The sequence below is a fragment of the Rhodococcus sp. G6(2025) genome, from assembly GCF_058628105.1.
In genome coordinates, this window is sequence record NZ_CP179750.1 from 666,447 (window position 1) to 685,722 (window position 19,276).

Below are 19,276 nucleotides of genomic sequence, written 5' to 3' on the forward strand. Positions count from 1 at the left end.
CCGTCACGGGCGGATGATGCACCGGAACCCGATGTGGCACGTCGACGTCTCCTCGGTGTCACCCTGCCGGGCCGAGGGTCGGTAGCGCAGGCAGTAGTTGGGCGCGCAGAGATGCGAGCCGCCCTTGATCACGCGGCGCGCGTAGGGCTCGTCCGGGTTCTCCGCGCGCGCCGTCTCGACTCGCGGGTTGGTGGGAATGCAGCAGGAACTGGCAGGCGCGACGTTCTTCCCGCTCGCGGAGTGATCGGTGGTGAAGTAGTCGGTGGTCCATTCCCACACGTTGCCGGCCATGTCGCTGAGTTCGTAACCGTTGGGCCGGAAATGGCCGACCGGCGACGTCCCCGCGAAGCCGTCCTCGAGGAGGTTCTCCCACGGGAACCGTCCCTGCCAGACGTTGCCGGCGGGCCTGCCGCCCGGTTCGTGTTCCTCTCCCCACACGAACGGCTTCCGGTCCAGCCCGCCGCGGGCGGCGAACTCCCATTCGGCCTCGGTCGGCAGATCCTTGCCCGCCCATTCCGCGTAGGCGCGGGCGTCGAACCACGACACGTGCGTGACGGGATGGCGTTCGCGTCCGCCGACGTTGCTGCCCGGACCCTCAGGGTGGCGCCAATCCGCGCCCGGTGTGAACGACCACCAGCGGGTGTAGTCGTCGAGCGGGACGGGCCCCGGTGTGGGGGTGAATACGAGCGAACCGGGCACGAGCAGAGCCGGATCCGCGCCCGGGTACTGCGCGGGGTCGGGGGCTATCTCGGCGGTGGTGACGTGGCCGGTGTCCTTCACGAATCGCCGGAACTCGGCCACGGTGACCTGGTGCGCGTCCATCCAGAATTCGTCGACGGTCACCTGGTGGACGGGGCGTTCCTCGGGGTAGAAGTCCTCCGAACCCATCCAGAAGGTGCCCCCGGGGATCCATTCCATGTTCTTCGGAGCTGCACCGGTCATGGAGTCAGACTGGCACGAGGGTGGTCGCTGCGCGAAGGGACGCCCCGTAAACCCGGTGAGAGGGGCAACGGTTGCGGTACCGTCGGCTACTCGATTCGCAATGCTGTTCTCACCGTGCAGGGGGCTCCTCCGAATGGATCGACGGATTCCGCGTAGGTCGTTCGTTCGTGGACTGGCGCTGACGGCCGGGCTCGGGGCCGTCGGGGTGGGATCGGCGAGTGCCTACCCGTTCGGGATCGATCCGCTGCGGCCGTTCGTCTTTTCCTCGCCGCCGCTCCAGCCGTTCCGGGAACAGTTGCCGCCGTTGCCGATGGTGGGTGGGAGCGCAGTCGAGGTGCACGCCAGCAGCACGACGCACGTGTTCCACCCCGATCTGACCGCGTCGCCGGCCCTGGGCTACGGCGGCATGGACTACCTCGGCCCGACGATCGAAGCCCACGTCGGCGAGCTGACCTCGCTGACCTACCGCAACGACATCGCGAGCAACCCCCTCGCCGCCGACGTCGACACGCGGATCCACGGAGTGAGCGAGCAGGACCGCACCCAGGTGCCGACGTCGCTGCACCTGCACGGCGGCCGGACGCCCCCCGAGTTCGACGGGCACCCCGAGGACACTCTGCGGCCCGGGCAGGGGATGGTGCACGAGTTCCCGAACCGGCAGGAAGCCTGCGCGCTCTGGTATCACGACCACGCGATGGGCGTCACCCGGCTCAACATCTACGCCGGGCTGGCAGGCATGTACCTGCTGCGCGACGAGTACGACACCGGTCGGAGCGGCAACCCGCTCGGTCTGCCCTCGGGCGAATTCGAACTCCCGCTGATATTGCAGGACAAGAACTTCACCGACGACGGACGGCAGAGTGTCCGCTCGAACCCGCTGAACCCGCAGGGCAGCTGGGAGGCCGCCACACCCGGTGACGTGGGGGTGGTGAACGGCAAGGTGTGGCCGGAAATGTCGGTGGCACGGGGCCTGTACCGCCTGCGGATGGTGAACGCCGCATCGTTCAGCGTGTGGAATCTGTTCTTCGAAAACCGGATGAGGTTCTGGGTGATCGGCGCCGAGGGCGGTCTGCTCGACGCGCCGGTCGCCACCGACCACGTCCGGCTGGGACCCGGCGAGCGGGTGGACCTCCTCGTCGACTTCGGAACCCTCGCGCCCGGCACGACCGTGGAACTGCGCAACGACGAGCCGATCCCCGCGCAGGTCGCGCAGCGCGGGGTGCAGATCATGCCGCGGTTCTGCCGGTTCCGGGTCGGAACCGCCGCCGGGTTCACCGGTGGCGTCCCGGAGACGCTCCGGGGCGGAAGCCGTGGTCTCGCCGTCCTCCCGCCCGTCGCGCCGCCGTCGGTCGTGCGCAACGTGTCGGTGATGCAGCTCGCGCAGGGCCCCGGTCAGCCGTCCCCGCTGATGTCGCTGAACAACCTGCGCTATACGACCGACGACATCGAGATGCCCCGGCAGGGCACCGTCGAGCAGTGGAACATCGTCAACGTCACGCCCGAACCGCATCCGATCCACCTGCATCTGGTGACGTTCCGGGTGATCGGACGGCAGGCGATCGACACGAACGCCCTGATGCAGGCCGTTCCGGTGCCCGCGGTCGGGATGCGGTGGACGCCGTCGGCGGACCCGTTCGTGCTCGGGCCGAACCTGGCGCCGCAGGTGTGGGAGTCGGGGTTCAAGGACACGGTGATCGCGGACGCGAACTCGATCACCCGGATCATCGTCCGGTTCCCGACCGCGGACGAACTCGGCTTCGACCCGGACGCCACGTTCGGGATGTCGGCGCACACGATGAATCACTCCGAAGGCGGACACGGCCACATGGAGCAGACCTCGCATCCCCTGCAGGGCTACGTGTGGCACTGCCACATGCTCGACCACGAGGACCACGACATGATGCTGCGGTACCGACTGGTGCCGTAGGCCCGTGAGTACTTATTAACGTCGGGCGGTTGATAAGTACTCACAGGTGAAACTTAAAAGCAGTCTGGACTGTTTTCTTTTTTCCGCCTACAGTGCTGGGTGTGACACCTGACACAGAAGTGGTCAAACCGACCCGCACGCAGGCCGAGCGGACCGCGGCGATGCGCACGAAGCTGCTCGATGCGGCCGTCGACTCCCTGGTCGAGCTGGGGTACGCCCGCACCACCACGCAGGGAATCGCCCGGCGGGCGGGGGTGTCGCGGGGCGCGCAGCTGCACCATTTCCCGACCAAGGAGTCGCTGGTGGTGGCCGCCGTGGAACATCTCGTGGACAAGCGGCTGGAGGAGATCCTCGCAACCGAAGTGGATGCCGGCCGCGGCGTCGAAGTGCTCGCCGACGCCTTCTCCGGCCCGCTGTTCTATGCGGCCCTCGAGTTGTGGGTGGCCGCCCGCACCGACCAGGCGCTGTACGAGGCGACGGTTCCGCTCGAGCGGAAGGTCAACGACGCTCTGCGCCGCGGGTCGGCGGCGGTGTTCGGCGATCGGTTCGACGCCGACGCCATCGAGCTCACTATCGAATTGGTTCGCGGTCTGGCGGTGTCGGCATTGTTCCGCACCCCCGAGGCCGAACAGTCACTACGCGCGCGGCTGTTGCCCGTGTGGGAATCGAAGGTGGAGAAGTCGTGAATCTTCCGCAACACGTACACACCCTCATCGTGGGGGCCGGTTTCGCCGGCATGGGACTGGCGGCGCGCATCCTGCAGACGCAGCCGCAGGCCGACGTCCTGATCATCGAGCGCGGCGACGACGTCGGCGGCACGTGGCGAGACAACACCTACCCGGGATGTGCGTGCGACGTCCCGACGTCGCTGTACTCGTACTCGTTCGCGCCGAGTGCCGACTGGAGTCACACGTTCGCCCGCCAACCCGAGATCCACCGTTATCTGAAGAAGGTCGCGGCCGACACCGGTGTCCGGTCCCGGGTGGTGACCGATTGTGAACTGCAGGAAGCGCACTGGGACGACGACGAGGCCATCTGGACTGTTCGGACGAGCCGCGGAACGCTGACGGCCGACGTCGTGGTGGCCGCGACCGGTGCGCTGTCGACTCCCAGCGTCCCGGACATGCCCGGGTTGGAGACGTTCGGCGGCACCACGTTCCACTCGGCCACGTGGAACCACGACCACGACCTCACCGGTGAGCGCGTGGCGGTGATCGGCACTGGTGCGTCCGCGGTGCAGTTCGTCCCGGAGATCGCGCCCGCAGCCGAGCATCTCACCGTGTTCCAGCGCACGCCCGCCTGGGTGATCCCGCGTCTCGACCGCGAACTGTCCGGCTCCGAGAAGAGCCTCTATCGTCGACTGCCGTTGGTGCAGAAAGCCGTCCGCGGTTCGGTGTACAGCTTCCGTGAAGCGCTGGGCGGAGTGCTCGCCCACGCCACCGGGCTGCTGCCGGTATTCGAGATGGTGGCCAAGGCGCATCTTCGCCGGCAGGTGCGGGATCCCGAACTGCGCCGGAAGCTCACACCGAACTTCACCATCGGTTGCAAGCGGATGCTGCTGTCGAACGACTGGCTCCGGACTCTCGACCGTCCCGACGTCACGCTCGTCGACGCGGGACTCGCCGGGGTCACGCCGGACGGCGTCGTCGACGCGGTGGGTAACGAGCACAAGGTCGACACCATCATCTTCGCGACCGGTTTCACGCCGACGGAACCGCCTGTGGCGCACGCGTTGCGTGGCGCGAACGGTCGCACCCTCGCCGAGCACTGGGACGGCAGCCCGAGTGCGTACAAGGGGACCACCGTCGCCGGGTTTCCCAACCTGTTCCTGATGTACGGTCCCAACACCAACCTCGGGCACAGCTCGATCGTCTACATGCTCGAATCGCAGTCCGCGTACATCGCCGACGCCTTGAACGTGATGCACGACAGCGGGATCACCGCCTTCGAGGTCACCGAGGAGGCGCAGCGCCGGTACAACACCCGCATCCAATCCGAACTGCAGACCACCGTGTGGAACAAGGGCGGCTGCTCGAGCTGGTACTACGACTCCGAGGGTCGGAACTCGGTGCAGTGGCCGACCTTCACCTGGAAGTTCCGCTCCCAGCTGCAACGTTTCGATCAGGAGAACTACGTCTCACGACGCAAAGCCGCGAAGGAGACCGTCGCGTGACGCACTACGACGTGATCGTGGTCGGCTCCGGTTTCGGTGGTAGCGTCGCCGCGCTCAGGCTGACCGAGAAGGGCTACCGGGTCGGCGTTCTCGAAGCGGGCAGACGCTTCGCCGACGACGAGCTGCCCGAGACGAGCTGGCGGCTGCGGCGCTACCTGTGGGCACCCTGGCTGGGCTGCTACGGCGTGCAACGGATCCACCTTCTCCCCGACGTCCTGGTCATGGCCGGGGCGGGGGTCGGGGGTGGGTCGCTGAACTACGCGAACACCCTCTACCAGCCGCCGCGCCGCTTCTTCGAGGACAAGCAGTGGGCGCACATCACCGACTGGCAGTCGGAGCTGGCCCCGTATTACGAGCAGGCGAAACGGATGCTGGGCGTGACGACCAATCCGTCGTTCACCCCCGCCGACGCCGTCATGCGTGAGGTGGCCGAGGAGATGGGCGCCGGTGAGACGTTCACGTCCACACCGGTGGGCGTCTTCTTCGGCGAACCGGGATCGCGGGTGGCCGATCCGTTCTTCGGCGGCGAGGGGCCCGAGCGCACGGGGTGCACCGAGTGCGGCAGCTGCATGACGGGTTGCCGGGTGGGCGCGAAGAACACGCTCGTCAAGAATTACCTCCACCTCGCCGAGAAGTCGGGCGCCCGGATACATCCGCTGACGACGGTGAAGGAGTTGCGCCCCCGATCGGGTGGCGGCTACGAGCTGCGGACCCGCCGCACCGACGGCATCCGCAAGCGCGAGCACACGTTCACCGCCGACCAGGTGGTCGTCGCCGCAGGCACGTACGGCACCGCCCGGCTGCTGCTGGCGATGAAGGAATCCGGTGCGCTGCCGCGGTTGTCGCCGAGGCTGGGATCGGTGGTGCGCACCAACTCGGAGGCGGTGCTCGCGGCCACGGCGAAGGACCGTGCCACCGACTTCACGAAGGGCGTGGCCATCACGTCCTCGTTCCACCCGGACGATCACACCCACATCGAGCCCGTGCGGTACGGCAAGGGCAGCAACGCGATCGGACTGTTGCAGACCGTCCTCAGCGACGGCGGCGGCAGGACGCCGCGGCTGCTGAAGACGGTCGGCGTCGCGTTGCGCCGCCCCGGGGCGTTCGTGCGCAGCCTGTCGGTGCGGCACTGGTCGGAACGCACCGTGATCGCGCTCGTGATGCAGACCGACGACAATTCGCTCGAACTGGCCAAGGGCAAGGGCCGCCTCGGTCGCGCGGTCACCAGCCGTCCCGGACCCGGAGATCCGCCGCCCGAGTGGATCCCGCAGGGTCACACGGCCATCCGCAAGGTGGCCGAACGGATCGGGGGAGACCCCGGTGGTTCGTTCGCCGACGTCGTGAACATTCCGATGACCGCGCATTTCCTCGGGGGTTGCACCATCGGGGACTCGCCGGACACCGGTGTTGTCGACCCCTACCTGCGGGCGTACGGACACGACGGTCTGCACGTGGCCGACGGCTCCGTGGTGAGCGCGAACCTCGGCGTCAACCCGTCGCTCACCATCACCGCCCAGGCCGAGCGTGCATTCGCGTTGTGGCCCAACAAGGGTGAGGTCGATGTCCGGCCCGAATCGGGCAAGCCATACGTACGTATCGAACCGTCGCCGCCCCGGAATCCGGTGGTGCCCGCCGACGCGCCGGGTGCGCTGCGGCTCCCGCTGACGGTCGCCACCCGAAGGGAGACAGTCGATGTGGAGCGTGCCTGAATCGACCACCCAGCGCACCGACTGGCCCGAGAGCTCGCCACCCCCGTGGCCGGCGGGGGTGCGCGCGACACTGTGGTGGCACCGCAGCACCGCGGCCGCCCGCGCGCTCGGACCCGACGGCGCCACCGTGCCGTTGACCCTGGCGATGATGGTCGACTACCTGGACTCGCCGGTCGGCCCCTACCGGGAAATCCTCGCCAGTCCGGTGCTCCGCGCGCCCGGTCGTCGCATCGGCGTCCTGCCCCGCATGGCGGTCCCGTTCATCGCCGTGGATTCGGAACCCTCCGTGCACGGCGGACGGGTGCACTGGAGCCTGCCGAAGGTGCCTGCCGAGTTCGACGGCGACGTGCACGGCGACTTCGAGGCGTCGTCCGACGCGTGGCGCGTCACCACGAGCACTCGGCCACGCGGCCCGCGGCTACCGATTGCCGGCGCGCTGGGGTTCGCTCAACCCGGCGACAACGGCCTCGTCACGGCGTCCGCGCGACTTCGGGGCCATTTCCGGTATGCCCGCGTGGACGTGACGGCCGAAGGTCCCACCCTCGGTGACTGGCTGACGCCCGGCACACACCACGGCATCGTGATCACGGACGGCCGGATGACCACCGGACCCGCGCAACTCCGCTGACCGGATCAGGCGGGTCGCGGTCCGATGTCCGCGACCACGCCGGCGAGACGGGGCAGCACGGTGTCGCGCCAACCCGGACCCATCCGCTCGAAAGCGTCGCGGCTGCGCTTGTCGTCGAGGTCGAAGCCGGAATGGTCGAGGAACAGGCGGGTGCCCGCACCCTCGGGAACGAGGCGCCAGACCAGCGTCCAGTTCTCGGTGAAGGTGTAGACGAAGCGTCGCTCGGGTTCGACCTCGACCACCTCGCAGGGAACGGCGCCCCAGCCGGGCATGTCGAGGTGGAACCGATGCCCGACAGTGGCGGCGATGTCGCCCGCGGCCCACCAGCGGGCGAGCAGTTCCGGCTCGGTGAGGGCGCGCCACACCTTGGCGGGTGGCGCGGCGATGAACTGGTCGACGGAAATCGTGGTGGTGGTGCGGTCGGTCATGAGTCCTCCTCGAGGAATTCGGCGAGTGTGCGCAAGCGGCCACGCCAGAACCGCTCGAACGGGTGCAGCCAGTCGCCGACGTCGGCGAGCGGCTCGGCGGTCAGGTGGTAGTGCCGTTGCCGTCCGGACGGTTCGTCGCGGACGAGCCCGGCCCGGCGCAGGACCTGCAGGTGCTCTGCCACCGCGGGCCGGCTGAGGTCGAACCGGCCGGCGAGGTCCCCGGCGGTGAGGGGGCCGTCCATCAGGATTTCCAGCAGGCGCCGTCGCACGGGGTTGGCGAGGGCGATGAAGACGTCGTCGTCGGGCACGCCGCGACTTTATGTCGGAGATTTCCGACATGTCAAGAATTTCCGACACATCCTTTTCTTGACTAATTCCAAAAAGGAGCGATACTTGAACACATGCGACACGACACGGATCCCAAAGCGCAGCTGCGCGAGGTGGGCCTGCGTGTCACTGCACCACGTGTTGCAGTGTTGAATGCGGTTGCCGTACGGCCGCATTCCGACGTCGACGACATTGCGGCCGTAGTTCGTGAAGAGCTGGGATCGGTCTCCACCCAGGCGGTATACGACGTCCTCAAGGCGTGCACCGCCGCCGGCCTGCTCAGACGTATCGAGCCCGCGGGATCCCCCGCACGGTTCGAAACCCGTACCGGAGACAACCACCACCACCTCGTGTGCCGCAGTTGCGGGACCGTCGTGGACGTGGACTGCGCCGTCGGTGAGGCTCCGTGCCTCGACCCGTCGCAGGCCCACGGTTTCGAGATCGACGAGGCCGAGGTCGTCTTCTGGGGGCTCTGCTCGCAGTGCCAGACCGGCGCGCAGAGCGGAACCGGGTCGGCAGCAGCCCTGTCCTGAACCCACTCCGTCCCCACTGCTTCACCCTCACCCGATGCAACCTGGAGGCTTTGCCATGCCTGAAACACAGCGCGCCACCACCAACAACTTCGGAATTCCCGTCGCCAGCGACAACGAATCCCTCACAGCGGGCACACAGGGCCCCATCCTGCTGCACGACCACTACCTGATCGAGAAGCTCGCCCAGTTCAACCGGGAACGTGTCCCGGAGCGCGTCGTCCATGCCAAGGGCGGCGGCGCGTTCGGCGAACTGGTCGTCACCCACGACGTGAGCCGCTACACGAAGGCAAAGCTGTTCCAGCCCGGCGCCAGGACCGAGTCGCTGGTGCGCTTCTCCACCGTCGCCGGCGAGCAGGGCAGCCCCGACACCTGGCGTGACCCGCGCGGATTCGCTGTGAAGTTCTACACCGAGGACGGCAACTACGACCTCGTCGGCAACAACACGCCCGTCTTCTTCATCAAGGACCCGATCAAGTTCCCCGACTTCATCCACTCGCAGAAGCGACTGCCGGGATCCGGTCTGCGCGACCACAACATGCAGTGGGACTTCTGGACGCTGCGGCCCGAGTCCGCTCACCAGGTGACCTGGCTGATGGGTGACCGCGGAATCCCGAAGACGTGGCGTCACATGGACGGTTTCGGCTCGCACACGTACCAGTGGGTCAACGCCGAAGGCGAACGGTTCTGGGTCAAGTACCACTTCAAGACCGATCAGGGCATCGAGTTCCTCACCCAGGACGAGGCCGACACCCTCGCAGGCAACGACCCCGACCATCACCGCGCCGACCTGTACGACACGATCGCCCGCGGCGAGTTCCCCAGCTGGACGCTGAAGGTCCAGGTCATGCCCGTCGACGAGGCCGAGGGCTACCGGTTCAACCCGTTCGACCTCACCAAGGTGTGGTCGCAGAAGGACTACCCGCTGATCGAGGTCGGCAAGTGGACCCTCAACCGGAACCCCGACAACTTCTTCGCGCAGATCGAGCAGGCCTCGTTCGAGCCGTCGAATGTCGTTCCGGGAATCGGCTTCTCGCCCGACAAGATGCTGCTGGGACGGGTCTTCTCCTACGCGGACGCGCACCGGTACCGCATCGGCGCCAACTACGCGCAGCTGCCGGTCAACGCGCCCAAGAACCGGGTGAACTCGTACTCGCAGGACGGTGCGATGCGGTACGCCACCAATTCGCCCGAGACCCCCGTGTACGCGCCGAACTCCTACGGCGGCCCGCACGCCGACGCATCGCTCGCGGGCGACGAGGGACAGTGGGCGTTCGACGGCGAGTCCGTGCGAGCCGGCTACGTCGAGCACGCCGAGGACGGCGATTTCACGCAGGCGGGCACGCTCGTCCGTGAGGTCCTGAGCGACGACGAACGCGACCGCCTGGTCGACAACATCGTCGGCCACGCACTCGGCGGCGTCAGCGAACCGGTTCTGCTGCGGGTCTTCGACTACTGGAAGAGCGTCGACCCCGACCTGGGCAAGCGAGTGGAAATCGGTGTCCGGGAAGGGCAGAGCCAGAACTGATGTCGTTGGTGGGGCAGGCTCAGAGCAGGCCCCACCAATAGATCAGCACGGCGAGAACGAACACGATCACAGTTTCCACGACGACCCTCCTCCGCCCGACTGCACGCACCGCACTTCCATCATCCACCTTCGGCGGGGACGGACGCCACTGCGCTTCGCCCCCGTGAGTACTTGTTAACCGCCCGCGGTTAACAAGTACTCACGGCCGTGTGACGGGTGTGTCGGATGTTGTTGCTAGGTTGGGCGGTGTCAGGACACCGGCTCGGATGACCGTGTCCCGAGTCGGGGTCGAAAGGTGCTGTGTTCCATGGTGATGGGTCCCACCCATGCAATGTCCGGTGCGGCTGTCGGTCTGGCGGTGGCGGATCTGCTGCCGCTCGACTGGGGTGGGCCCACGTCGACCGCCGAGACCTTCACGTTCGCGGCGGTGTGCGCCGGAGCGGCGCTTCTCCCGGATCTGGACACGAGCCAGTCCACGGTCTCGCGCTCGTTCGGTCCGGTCAGCAGCGTCGTCGCGAAGGGCGTCGATGCGGTGTCGCTGGGTTTCTACACCGTCACCAAGGGCAAACGCGACGGCAAGCGGCGCGGCGGGCACCGCACGCTCACCCACACGGCCCTGTTCGCCGCCGGTATCGGGGCCGGGGTGTCCGCGCTGGTCGTCCAGTTCGGCAAGCCGGCCATCATCGCGACACTGTTCGTCTGCCTCGGGCTCGCGCTCCGAGGGCTGGCCGGGGAGCTGGCCAAAGAAAAAGGCTGGCTGGCGGTTTCGGCGGTCGCGGCGGTGCTGTCCGCGCTCACCTGGCAGTCGTATCCCACCGAGGCCGGTTCCACCGGACTCGGAGTCGCGGTGGCGCTCGGCTGCGTTACCCACTGCCTCGGGGACGCCATCACCAAGGAGGGCGTCCCCTTCCTCGCGCCGTTCCTCACGCTCGGCAAGGAACGGTGGTGGGAGTTCCGGCTCCCGTCGTTCCTGTCCATCCGGGCAGGCGGGCCCTTCGAGAAGGTCGTGCTCGGGCCCGCCCTCACGGTGGCCGTCGGACTCATGGTCATCTGGGCCATCGACGGTGCGCCACAGGCAATCTACGACGCGTTCATGCCCGCCCCGCAGTGACTCAGGCCGCGAGCATGTTCTCGAGGTCGTCGAGGACAATCATCGCCCCGGTGGGCCCCAGCGCGAGGAACCAGGTCTCGTCGCTCACGTGCACGGCCTTGCCGTCCTTCACCGCCTGCATCTGATTCCACAGCGGGCCGCCGACCACGGTCGACTCGTCGGTGGTCTCGGGCGCGCCGTAGCTGGAGTAGAAGATCCGGTCGGCGTTCGCCTCACCGATCGTCTCCTGACTCACCTCGACGGCGAGTTCGTCGACGTTCTGCACCGTCGGACGCGGAAGTCCGACGTCTTTCAGGATGACACCGATGAACGACAGGTTGCCGTACAGGCGGATCTTGCCGGACATGAACCGGACCAGCGAGATCGTCGGCTCGCCCGTGATGGACTCCCGGACCTCGTCGGCGCGGGCCTGATAGGCGTTGAGTACCTCCTCCGCCTTGGTCTCCTCACCGAGGGCGTCTGCGACCAGCAGGAAGTTCTCCTTCCACGGGAAACCGGGGCGGATGCCGAACACGGTCGGTGCGATGGACGACAGCTGCGGGTACAGCTTGTCGGCGCGCAGCTTGCTGCCCAGGATCAGATCGGGCTGCAGCGCGGAGATCGCCTCGAGGTTCAGGTTGTTGGTGGTCCCGACGTCCGGCACCCCGGCCAGCTGGTCGGCGAGGTAGGACGGCTGACCGGCCGCGCTCTCCGGGCTGGCCAGCCCGACGGGCGTGATTCCCAGGGACAGCACGTCGTCCAGCTCACCGCCGTCGAGGACGATCACCCGTTCGGGCTTCTTCTCGATGACGGTCTCGCCGAGCGCGTGGGTGATGGTCCGGGGGAAGACGCCCGGTTCGGCGTCGGTGCCGAGCTTGGCGGTCTCGGCATCCGCCGTGGCGAACAGGCGGCCGCCGGTGGCGACGTCGGCGTTGCCGGCGGGCGACCCGGTGTCGGTGGTGCCGCAGGCGGCGAGAATGACGGTGGCCAGGGCGACCAGCCCGGCGCGTACGTAGAGCCTCGAAGACATGAGGTGAGGCTAGCCTGAGGTTTCGGACGGGTGGTCGCGGGGTCGCTGCGACCGGAAAACGCCCCCACCACGCAGAAGAGGCCCTGACCGGCGAACCGGTCAAGGCCTCTTCTCGGTGTCTCACACTGTCGGGGTGGCGGGATTTGAACCCACGACCTCTTCGTCCCGAACGAAGCGCGCTACCAAGCTGCGCCACACCCCGTGTTGAACCTCGGCTAGCTTACATTACCCAACCAGTCACCATTAAATCCCCTGGTCAGTTGCGTATAACGGTGCTCTCCGACGACTCGGTGCGACCGCGCGCGGCGTCGGCGTCCGCGCCGCCGCGCTGAGCCGGAACCAACGTCAGGAGCGTCGCCTCGGGGCGGCAGCAGAAGCGGGCGGGCGCCCACGGCGACGTCCCGATCCCCGCGGACACGTGCAGCTGGGTGTGCGCACCCCACTTGGACGGACCCTTCACCCGCGAACGGTCGATGTCGCAGTTGGTGACCAGCGCGCCGTAGAACGGCAGGCACAGCTGACCGCCGTGCGTGTGGCCCGCCAGGACGAGGTCGTAGCCGTCGTCCGCGAACCGGTCGAGCACCCGCGGCTCGGGCGAGTGGGTGATGCCCAGCCGGAGATCGGCCAGCGGATTGGGCGGACCGGCGATCGTGTCGTACCGATCGCGCTTGAGGTGCGGATCGTCGACACCCGCCGACGCGATCCGGACACCCGACACCTCGAGGTCGCGGCGGACGTGCGTGACGTCGAACCAGCCGCGCTCGGTGAACGCGGCCCGCAGGTCGCCCCACGGCAGCGGCTCGCCGAGGACACGCTTGTGTTCCTTGCGGAAGTACTTGAGCGGGTTCTTCGGCTTGGGCGCGAAGTAGTCGTTGCTGCCGAAGACGAACAGTCCGGGGCGGGCGAGCAGATTCCCCAGCGCCTGGACCACTGCGGGCACCGCCCGCTGGTGCGACAGGTTGTCGCCGGTGTTCACGACGAGGTCGGGGTCGAGGTTGTCCAGTTCCCGCAGCCAGTTCTGTTTCAGCCGCTGTCCGGGCATCATGTGCAGGTCGCTGATGTGCAGCACGCGGAGCGTCGACGACCCGGGTTCGAGTACCGGCATCGTGACCTCACGCAGCGCGAACGCATTGCGCTCGATGAGCGAGGCGTAGCCGATGCCGAGGGCGGCGGCACCCGCTGTACCCAGGGCGGCGCGGGTCAGGTTGGCACGGAACTCGTCAGACACTCTTCCAGGATACTGATGAGCGCAATCGAGATGCAGTGGACGAATCGGGGCGCGTAGCGTTTCGCCCATGCCAGATTCACTGAAAGCAAGACTGCGCTCCGACATGACGGCCGCCATGAAGGCCAAGGATTCGCTGCGCACCGCCACCATCCGCATGCTGATGGCCGCCGTGCAGACCGAAGAGGTCTCCGGCAAGGAAGCCCGCGAACTCACCGACGACGAGGTGCTGAAGGTCCTCGCGAAGGAGTCGAAGAAGCGCGGCGAGTCCGCCGAGATCTACACCGAGAACGGTCGAGGTGAGCTGGCGGCGCAGGAGCGGGCCGAGGCGCAGATCATCGACGAGTACCTCCCGACGCCGCTGACCGACGCGGAACTGGTCGACGTCGTGGACACCGCGATCGCTCAGGTGGCCGAGGAAATCGGTGAACGTCCCGGCATGCGTCAGATGGGTCAGGTCATGAAGGCTGCCGGCGCACTCGCGGGCGGCAAGGCGGACGGTTCGCGGCTCTCGCACGCGGTGAAGTCCCGCCTCTGACTCCCCAGGTGAGTGGGAAAGCGTGCGTCGCCACACTTCCCCACTCACCGGCGGTTACCGGGGTATGGGCGGCAGCTGGATCGGCGGCAGGCCGGGCAGCTGGATGGGCGGAACGGGGATCCCCTGAGCCGGCGCCTGCGGGGGAGCGGCCTTCACCGATCCGTCGCTGACGTAGATCGTGATGGTCGATCCCGGAATGGCCGAACCGGACGGCGATGCGCTCGTGACCGTCCCCTTGGCCGCCTGCGACGCGGTGGTGACCGCGTTCACGGTGAACCCCGCTCCCTGCAGACGGGACGTCGCGGCCGACTGGCTCAGTCCGGTGACGTCCGGAACCTGACCGTTCTGCGAACCCCGCGCGTACTTCTGGTCGACCGGCGGCAGCGTCGTCGGCCCGAAGTTGTTGGCGATGGGGTTCATCGCCGCATACCAGGTCCGCGCCGGTTCGTTTCCACCGAACAGGTTGCCGTCGCCACACGGCCGCAGCGGGGCCGAGCAGATCTCACCCGGCGTCGGCGAGTCACCGAACACGTAGACGGCGGCGGCGAAGTTGTTGGTGAATCCGAGGAAGCCCGAGGACATGTGGGATTCCGTGGTACCCGTCTTGCCTGCCATCGGGAGCGTCCAGCCGACGCTGCCCGCCGCCCCGGCGGACGTACCGCCGGGCTTGTCGTCCTTGCTCATGGCGTTGGTGAGCGTGTCGGCGAGGCCGGGTTCGACCACCTGCTCGCAGGCCTGCTGGGTGACCGAGACGGGCTTGCCTTCACGGTCGAACACCGAATCGATGGGGGTGGGCGGGCACCACTTGCCGTGCGAGGCGAGCGTCGCCGCGACATTCGACAGTTCCAGGGGATTGATCCAGGTGGGCCCGAGGGTGAACGACCCCAGGTTCTGATCCTTCTGGAAGTCGGCCATGCTGCGGTCGTCGAATCCCGACGTGCCGGGCTGGGCGTACGAGCGCAGACCCAGCCGCACCGCCATGTCGACGGTGGGGGCGACGCCGGTGGCCTGGATCAGCTTGACGAACGCGGTGTTGGGCGACTGTGCCAGCGCGTCCGTCACCGACAGGGCCGCGGGGTACTTGCCTGCGTTCTCGACGCAGTACGTGGACGCAGGGCAGCCTCGTGCACCGCCGCTACCCATGCCCCGGGCCTCGAACCGGCCGGGCACGTCCAGGATGGCGTTCGTGCCGAGGCCCTTCTCCATGGCGGCGGCGGTTGTGAAGATCTTGAAGATGGACCCGGCGCCGTGACCGGCCAGTGAGTACGGCTGCGCCTGCACGGTCTCGTTGGCGTTCGCGTCGAGACCATACGTGCGGCTACTGCCCATCGCGAGGATCCGGTGCGAATCCTGGCCGGGCTGGACGACGTTCATGACGTTCGCGATGCCGTCGAGTTCCGGGCTGGCGTTCGCGCTGAGCGCCGCCTTGGTCGACGCCTGGACCGCGGGGTCGAGCGTCGTCTTGATCAGGTAGCCGCCCTTGTCGATCTGCTCGCGGCTGATGCCGGCGTTGGCCAGATACTGCAGGGCGTAGTCGCAGAAGAAGCCGCGGTCGCCGGCGGCGATGCACCCGCGGGGCAGCCGGTTGGGCTCGGGCAGCACACCGAGAGGGGTCCCTTTGAGCTCCCGCAGTTCGGCGGCCCGCTCGGGAATGTTCGAGATCATCGTGTCGAGAACCACGTTGCGTCGTTCGAGGACGCCCTCGGGGTTCGTGTACGGGTTCAGTGCCGAACTCGACTGCACCATGCCCGCGAGCATCGCGGACTGCTGAGTGTTCAGTTCGGACGCGTCGATGCCGAAGTAGGTCTGTGCGGCGTCCTGGATGCCGAACGAGGCGTTGCCGAACGGAACCAGGTTCAGGTAACGGGTGAGGATCTCGTCCTTGGTGAGTTCCTTGTCGAGCGTCAGCGCCATCCGGATCTCGCGGATCTTGCGGGCGGGCGTCGTCTCGATCGCGGCCCGGCGTTCGGCGTCGGTCTTGGCCACGACGAGCAGCTGGTAGTTCTTCACATACTGCTGGTCGAGGGTGGACGCGCCCTGCTGCACCTCACCGCTCGTGGTGTTAGTCAGGAAGGCGCGCATCGTGCCCTGCCAGTCGACGCCCTTGTGTTCGGGGAACCGGCGGTCCTCGACGGAGACGATGGCGAGCTTCATCTCGTTGGAGATCTTGTCGCTGGGCACTTCGAAGCGCCGCTGGTCGTACAGCCACGCGATGGGATTGCCCGCCGAGTCGACCATCGTCGAGACCGCGGGAACCGTTCCCTCGACCAGTTCGGCCGAGACGTTGTCGACGGTGTCAGCCGCCCTGTTGGAGGCGTAACCGAACCCTCCGGCGAGCGGAAACATCACGCCGGCGAGGAGCACTCCTGCCAAGGCGGAGGATCCTGCGAGCTTCCCCACTGTTTTTGCAATCGACACGATCTACAGACTACGTGGGGTCTGTGGGTGCGCTGGTTGGGCGCAGAATTCGGCCCGGAAAATGCCCTGAGCACGGGGTATGGACGGGCGTACCAAAAAAGCGTGTTCTTCGTCTTGCGCGTTGCGGTTTCTTTACCTAAATTGTTGGAACAGTGTGATGGAGATAACACCCCATCGCTTATGTGGTGCAGCCTCGGCGTGCTAGGTGCCGGGGGGTGCAGACTCGAAGAGGGGAAACGAATGCACATGACCACCCCAACCAGCCGTCTGGACGTCGAGCAAGCAGAAGCGCGAATCGCCTGGGTCACCCAGGCTCGTTGCCGGGAAGTCGATCCCGACCAACTTTTTGTACGCGGCGCAGCACAGCGCAAGGCCGCAACCATTTGCCGGCATTGCCCGGTATTGATGCAGTGCGGAGCCGATGCTCTCGACAATCGTGTCGAGTTCGGCGTGTGGGGTGGCATGACGGAACGTCAGCGCCGGGCGCTGCTCAAGCAGCACCCCGAGGTGGAATCATGGTCCGACTTCTTCGAAGCTCAGCGGCAGCACCAATCCGCTGTCTGAAATTCGAGGCTCGGAATCGCAGACAGGCACAGGCGGGTGACCGGTTCTCCGGCAGCGAGCTGATCAGCTCGTGCGGGTGAGCTGGTCACCTACCGCTCTCAACGCCTCGAGGTCCGACACCTCGAACGGCAGCGAGGGCACGCCGACGATCGGCACCCGAGGGTGGGCGGCCGTGAACCGGCTCAGCAGTTGGACCTCACGCTTGGCGATCACCGCCCGATGGGCGTGGATTCGCAGCACAGCGGCGGTGAGGGGGTCTTGGTCCCCGAGTTGGTCGGCGGCAGTGACCGCATGATCGGCCGACAGGGAACTGAGAGTGGGGTGCGTCCGATTCAGGACGAGGCCCGCGAGCGGCATTTCGTCGCCTGCGAGCCGGTCGACGAAGAACGCCGCCTCCCGCAGCGCATCCGGCTCCGCGGCCGCGATCACCAGAAACTTCGTTCCCGGCTGCCGGAGCAATTCGTAAGTGCGCGTGGCTCTTTCCCGGAAACCGCCGAACATCGAGTCCAGTGACTGCACGAAACTCGAGGCGTCCGACAGCATCTGACTGCCCACGATGGTGGAGACGCCGCGCAGCGCCAGGCCCATCGCACCGGTGACGAGCCGGGTGAGACCGCGGCCCGGCGCGGTGAGCAGCCGGATCATGCGACCGTCGAGGAACGCGCCCAGGCGCTGGGGTGCGTCGAGGAAGTCCAGAGCGTTGCGGGACGGCGGGGTGTCGACGATCACCAGGTCCCACTTGTCGCTGGAGGCCAGCTGCCCCAGCTTCTCCATCGCCATGTACTCCTGCGTTCCCGAGAACGAGGTGGCGACGGTCTGATAGAAGGGGTTCGCGAGAATCTGCTCCGCCTTCTCCGGTGTGGAGTGCTCGATCACCATCTCGTCGAACGTGCGACGCATGTTGAGCATCATCGCGTGCAGTTCGCCTGTCGCGTCCGGTCCGAGCTGCACGGGTTGCGGCGTGTTGTCGAGTTCCGCGACGCCGAGCGCCTGCGCGAGCCGGCGCGCCGGGTCGATGGTCAGCACGACCACCTTTCGCCCCTGCTCCGCCGCACGCAGTGCCAGCGACGCGGCCGTGGTGGTCTTGCCGACGCCACCGGCGCCGCAGCACACGACGATCCGTGTGGTCCTGTTCGCCAGAATCCCCGCGACATCGAGAGCGGAGGCGGTGCGGCGACGCTCGTGTTCAGTTGTCTGGGTCATCGGACACCCTGTTCCGTCAGATATTCGGCGAGTTCGTACAGTCCGCCCAGGTCGACACCGTCGGCGAGGGACGGCAGATGCAACCGCGCCCCGTCCACTTCGCTGAGTGCTCCGGCACTCTCCTCCTGCGCTTCGAGGACGGACGCGTGCTCGATCGTCTCGGTGAGCAACCCGGCGAAATCGTCTTCGTCGAGGGTGATCCCGCTCTTCTGCAGTCCGGCCCGGATGGCCTCGGCGTCGATGCGGCCCTTCGCGGCGTCGGCCAGCGTCTCGGCGGGCAGGAACTGCGGGCTGGTGCGGTTGACCACGATGGTGCCCAGTCGCAGATCGGCGCGGGCCAGTTCCTCTGCGGCGTCGGTGGTCTCCTGCACCGGAAGCGCCTCGAGCAGCGTCACGAGGTGGACGACGGTCTCGTCGGAATGCAGCAGGCGCACCACGCCCTCACTCTGCGAACGCACCGGCCCGCCCTTCGCGAGGTCCGCCATCGCCTTCGTCACGTCGAGGAAGTTGCCGATCCGCCCGGTCGGTGGGGCGTCGACGACGACGGCGTCGTACACCCGCTTGCCGGACTTGTCGGTGCGGACGACACATTCCTTGATCTTGCCGGTCAGCAGCACGTCCCGAAGCCCGGGTGCGATGGTGGTGGCGAACTCGATGGCGCCGAACTTGCGCATCGCGCGGCCGGCGAAACCGAGGTTGTAGAACATCTCGAGGTATTCGAGGAACGCGGTCTCGATGTCGATGGCCAGCGCCATGACCTCCCCGCCACCCTCGGCGGCCGCGACTTTCGTCTCCTGCGGCGGCAGCGGGGGCACGTCGAAGAGCTGGGCGATCCCCTGCCGGCCCTCGACTTCCACCAGCAGCACGCGACGCCCACCCTCGGCCAGCGCGAGAGCCAACGCGGCGGCCACCGTGGACTTTCCGGTGCCGCCCTTTCCGGAGACGAAGTGCAGCCGGGCCTGCGCGGCCTTCTCGGGCCACGTCGGGGTGAGCTGGTCTGGGGATGCAACCACGGG

General features: G+C 67.5%; 18 protein-coding genes and 1 tRNA gene. 10 read left to right on the plus strand and 9 right to left on the minus strand.

Annotated features, from left to right (window positions below; translation table 11 throughout):
• Window positions 1–3 precede the first annotated feature (3 nt).
• Window positions 4–942: a formylglycine-generating enzyme family protein gene (locus tag ACLIVD_RS03235; protein ID WP_280782925.1), complete on the minus strand. Its 939-nt coding sequence runs from the start codon at window positions 940–942 to the stop codon at window positions 4–6.
• A 100-nt stretch (window positions 943–1,042) separates the two neighbouring features.
• Between ACLIVD_RS03235 and ACLIVD_RS03240 the strand changes: the two genes are divergently transcribed.
• From ACLIVD_RS03240 to ACLIVD_RS03260, 5 genes are all read left to right on the plus strand, one after another.
• Window positions 1,043–2,869 (plus strand): multicopper oxidase family protein, encoded by a 1,827-nt coding sequence (locus ACLIVD_RS03240; RefSeq protein ID WP_491931940.1) that lies wholly within the window; start codon window positions 1,043–1,045, stop codon window positions 2,867–2,869.
• A 92-nt stretch (window positions 2,870–2,961) separates the two neighbouring features.
• Window positions 2,962–3,555 (plus strand): TetR/AcrR family transcriptional regulator, encoded by a 594-nt coding sequence (locus ACLIVD_RS03245; protein ID WP_491931941.1) that lies wholly within the window; start codon window positions 2,962–2,964, stop codon window positions 3,553–3,555.
• Window positions 3,552–5,042 (plus strand): flavin-containing monooxygenase, encoded by a 1,491-nt coding sequence (locus ACLIVD_RS03250; protein WP_491931942.1) that lies wholly within the window; start codon window positions 3,552–3,554, stop codon window positions 5,040–5,042. Before ACLIVD_RS03245 ends, ACLIVD_RS03250 begins: the two co-directional genes overlap by 4 nt.
• The gene (locus ACLIVD_RS03255; RefSeq protein WP_491931943.1) at window positions 5,039–6,751 is read left to right on the plus strand and encodes an FAD-dependent oxidoreductase; all 1,713 of its coding nucleotides are present in this window, start codon (window positions 5,039–5,041) and stop codon (window positions 6,749–6,751) included. Before ACLIVD_RS03250 ends, ACLIVD_RS03255 begins: the two co-directional genes overlap by 4 nt.
• Window positions 6,735–7,379: a hypothetical protein gene (locus ACLIVD_RS03260; RefSeq protein WP_491931944.1), complete on the plus strand. Its 645-nt coding sequence runs from the start codon at window positions 6,735–6,737 to the stop codon at window positions 7,377–7,379. The genes ACLIVD_RS03255 and ACLIVD_RS03260 overlap by 17 nt, the downstream gene beginning before the upstream one ends.
• Window positions 7,380–7,384: 5 nt before the next feature.
• Here ACLIVD_RS03260 and ACLIVD_RS03265 read toward each other — a convergent pair whose 3' ends face one another.
• Together ACLIVD_RS03265 and ACLIVD_RS03270 are read right to left on the minus strand one after the other, a co-directional pair.
• The gene (locus ACLIVD_RS03265; protein ID WP_280782918.1) at window positions 7,385–7,807 is read right to left on the minus strand and encodes an SRPBCC family protein; all 423 of its coding nucleotides are present in this window, start codon (window positions 7,805–7,807) and stop codon (window positions 7,385–7,387) included.
• A complete protein-coding gene (locus ACLIVD_RS03270) occupies window positions 7,804–8,115 on the minus strand; it encodes an ArsR/SmtB family transcription factor (protein ID WP_105421809.1) in 312 nt (103 codons plus the stop codon). The genes ACLIVD_RS03265 and ACLIVD_RS03270 overlap by 4 nt, the downstream gene beginning before the upstream one ends.
• 93 nt (window positions 8,116–8,208) lie before the next feature.
• Here ACLIVD_RS03270 and ACLIVD_RS03275 point away from each other — a divergent pair, with 93 nt between their 5' ends.
• From ACLIVD_RS03275 to ACLIVD_RS03285, 3 genes are all read left to right on the plus strand, one after another.
• Complete coding sequence (locus tag ACLIVD_RS03275) at window positions 8,209–8,667, plus strand: Fur family transcriptional regulator (RefSeq protein ID WP_005256074.1); 459 nt, start codon at window positions 8,209–8,211, stop codon at window positions 8,665–8,667.
• A gap of 55 nt (window positions 8,668–8,722) precedes the next feature.
• Window positions 8,723–10,192: a catalase gene (locus tag ACLIVD_RS03280; protein ID WP_491931945.1), complete on the plus strand. Its 1,470-nt coding sequence runs from the start codon at window positions 8,723–8,725 to the stop codon at window positions 10,190–10,192.
• Window positions 10,193–10,499: 307 nt separating this feature from the next.
• Window positions 10,500–11,303, plus strand: a complete 804-nt coding sequence (locus ACLIVD_RS03285) for a metal-dependent hydrolase (RefSeq protein WP_280782914.1) — start codon at window positions 10,500–10,502, stop codon at window positions 11,301–11,303.
• A gap of 1 nt (window position 11,304) precedes the next feature.
• On the opposite strand, the gene ACLIVD_RS03290 is transcribed toward ACLIVD_RS03285, so the two are convergent.
• From ACLIVD_RS03290 to ACLIVD_RS03300, 3 genes are all read right to left on the minus strand, one after another.
• Window positions 11,305–12,312: an ABC transporter substrate-binding protein gene (locus tag ACLIVD_RS03290; protein ID WP_491931946.1), complete on the minus strand. Its 1,008-nt coding sequence runs from the start codon at window positions 12,310–12,312 to the stop codon at window positions 11,305–11,307.
• A gap of 128 nt (window positions 12,313–12,440) precedes the next feature.
• A tRNA-Pro gene (locus tag ACLIVD_RS03295) sits at window positions 12,441–12,514 on the minus strand.
• A gap of 54 nt (window positions 12,515–12,568) precedes the next feature.
• Window positions 12,569–13,540, minus strand: a complete 972-nt coding sequence (locus ACLIVD_RS03300; protein ID WP_280782912.1) for a metallophosphoesterase — start codon at window positions 13,538–13,540, stop codon at window positions 12,569–12,571.
• Window positions 13,541–13,607: 67 nt separating this feature from the next.
• On the opposite strand from ACLIVD_RS03300, the gene ACLIVD_RS03305 reads away from it, so the two are divergent.
• On the plus strand, window positions 13,608–14,075 hold the full coding sequence (locus ACLIVD_RS03305) for a GatB/YqeY domain-containing protein (RefSeq protein WP_005248498.1): 468 nt from the start codon (window positions 13,608–13,610) through the stop codon (window positions 14,073–14,075).
• Between the two features lie 54 nt (window positions 14,076–14,129).
• Here the strand turns inward: ACLIVD_RS03305 and ACLIVD_RS03310 are convergent, their stop codons facing one another.
• Window positions 14,130–16,475: a penicillin-binding protein gene (locus ACLIVD_RS03310; protein WP_491931947.1), complete on the minus strand. Its 2,346-nt coding sequence runs from the start codon at window positions 16,473–16,475 to the stop codon at window positions 14,130–14,132.
• Between the two features lie 258 nt (window positions 16,476–16,733).
• Here ACLIVD_RS03310 and ACLIVD_RS03315 point away from each other — a divergent pair, with 258 nt between their 5' ends.
• Window positions 16,734–17,057, plus strand: coding sequence for a WhiB family transcriptional regulator (locus ACLIVD_RS03315; RefSeq protein WP_005248496.1), 324 nt, complete (start codon window positions 16,734–16,736; stop codon window positions 17,055–17,057).
• A gap of 63 nt (window positions 17,058–17,120) precedes the next feature.
• Here the strand turns inward: ACLIVD_RS03315 and bagB are convergent, their stop codons facing one another.
• The gene (gene bagB, locus ACLIVD_RS03320) at window positions 17,121–18,260 is read right to left on the minus strand and encodes an ATPase BagB (RefSeq protein ID WP_105421794.1); all 1,140 of its coding nucleotides are present in this window, start codon (window positions 18,258–18,260) and stop codon (window positions 17,121–17,123) included.
• Window positions 18,257–19,273 carry an ATPase BagA gene (gene bagA, locus ACLIVD_RS03325; RefSeq protein ID WP_283332826.1) on the minus strand — a complete coding sequence of 339 codons (1,017 nt, stop codon included), beginning with the start codon at window positions 19,271–19,273 and terminating at the stop codon, window positions 18,257–18,259. The genes bagB and bagA overlap by 4 nt, the downstream gene beginning before the upstream one ends.
• Window positions 19,274–19,276: the final 3 nt, after the last annotated feature.

What these genes read in the sequence shown, in the direction of transcription:
- ACLIVD_RS03235 (WP_280782925.1), bottom strand. Translation starts at nt 942, where the DNA reads ATGACCGGTGCAGCTCCGAAGAACATGGAATGGATCCCCGGGGGCACC.
- ACLIVD_RS03240 (WP_491931940.1), top strand. Translation starts at nt 1,043, where the DNA reads ATGCTGTTCTCACCGTGCAGGGGGCTCCTCCGAATGGATCGACGGATT.
- ACLIVD_RS03260 (WP_491931944.1), top strand. Translation starts at nt 6,735, where the DNA reads ATGTGGAGCGTGCCTGAATCGACCACCCAGCGCACCGACTGGCCCGAG.
- ACLIVD_RS03265 (WP_280782918.1), bottom strand. Translation starts at nt 7,807, where the DNA reads ATGACCGACCGCACCACCACCACGATTTCCGTCGACCAGTTCATCGCC.
- ACLIVD_RS03275 (WP_005256074.1), top strand. Translation starts at nt 8,209, where the DNA reads ATGCGACACGACACGGATCCCAAAGCGCAGCTGCGCGAGGTGGGCCTG.
- ACLIVD_RS03280 (WP_491931945.1), top strand. Translation starts at nt 8,723, where the DNA reads ATGCCTGAAACACAGCGCGCCACCACCAACAACTTCGGAATTCCCGTC.
- ACLIVD_RS03285 (WP_280782914.1), top strand. Translation starts at nt 10,500, where the DNA reads ATGGTGATGGGTCCCACCCATGCAATGTCCGGTGCGGCTGTCGGTCTG.
- ACLIVD_RS03290 (WP_491931946.1), bottom strand. Translation starts at nt 12,312, where the DNA reads ATGTCTTCGAGGCTCTACGTACGCGCCGGGCTGGTCGCCCTGGCCACC.
- ACLIVD_RS03305 (WP_005248498.1), top strand. Translation starts at nt 13,608, where the DNA reads ATGCCAGATTCACTGAAAGCAAGACTGCGCTCCGACATGACGGCCGCC.
- ACLIVD_RS03315 (WP_005248496.1), top strand. Translation starts at nt 16,734, where the DNA reads ATGCACATGACCACCCCAACCAGCCGTCTGGACGTCGAGCAAGCAGAA.
- bagB (WP_105421794.1), bottom strand. Translation starts at nt 18,260, where the DNA reads ATGACCCAGACAACTGAACACGAGCGTCGCCGCACCGCCTCCGCTCTC.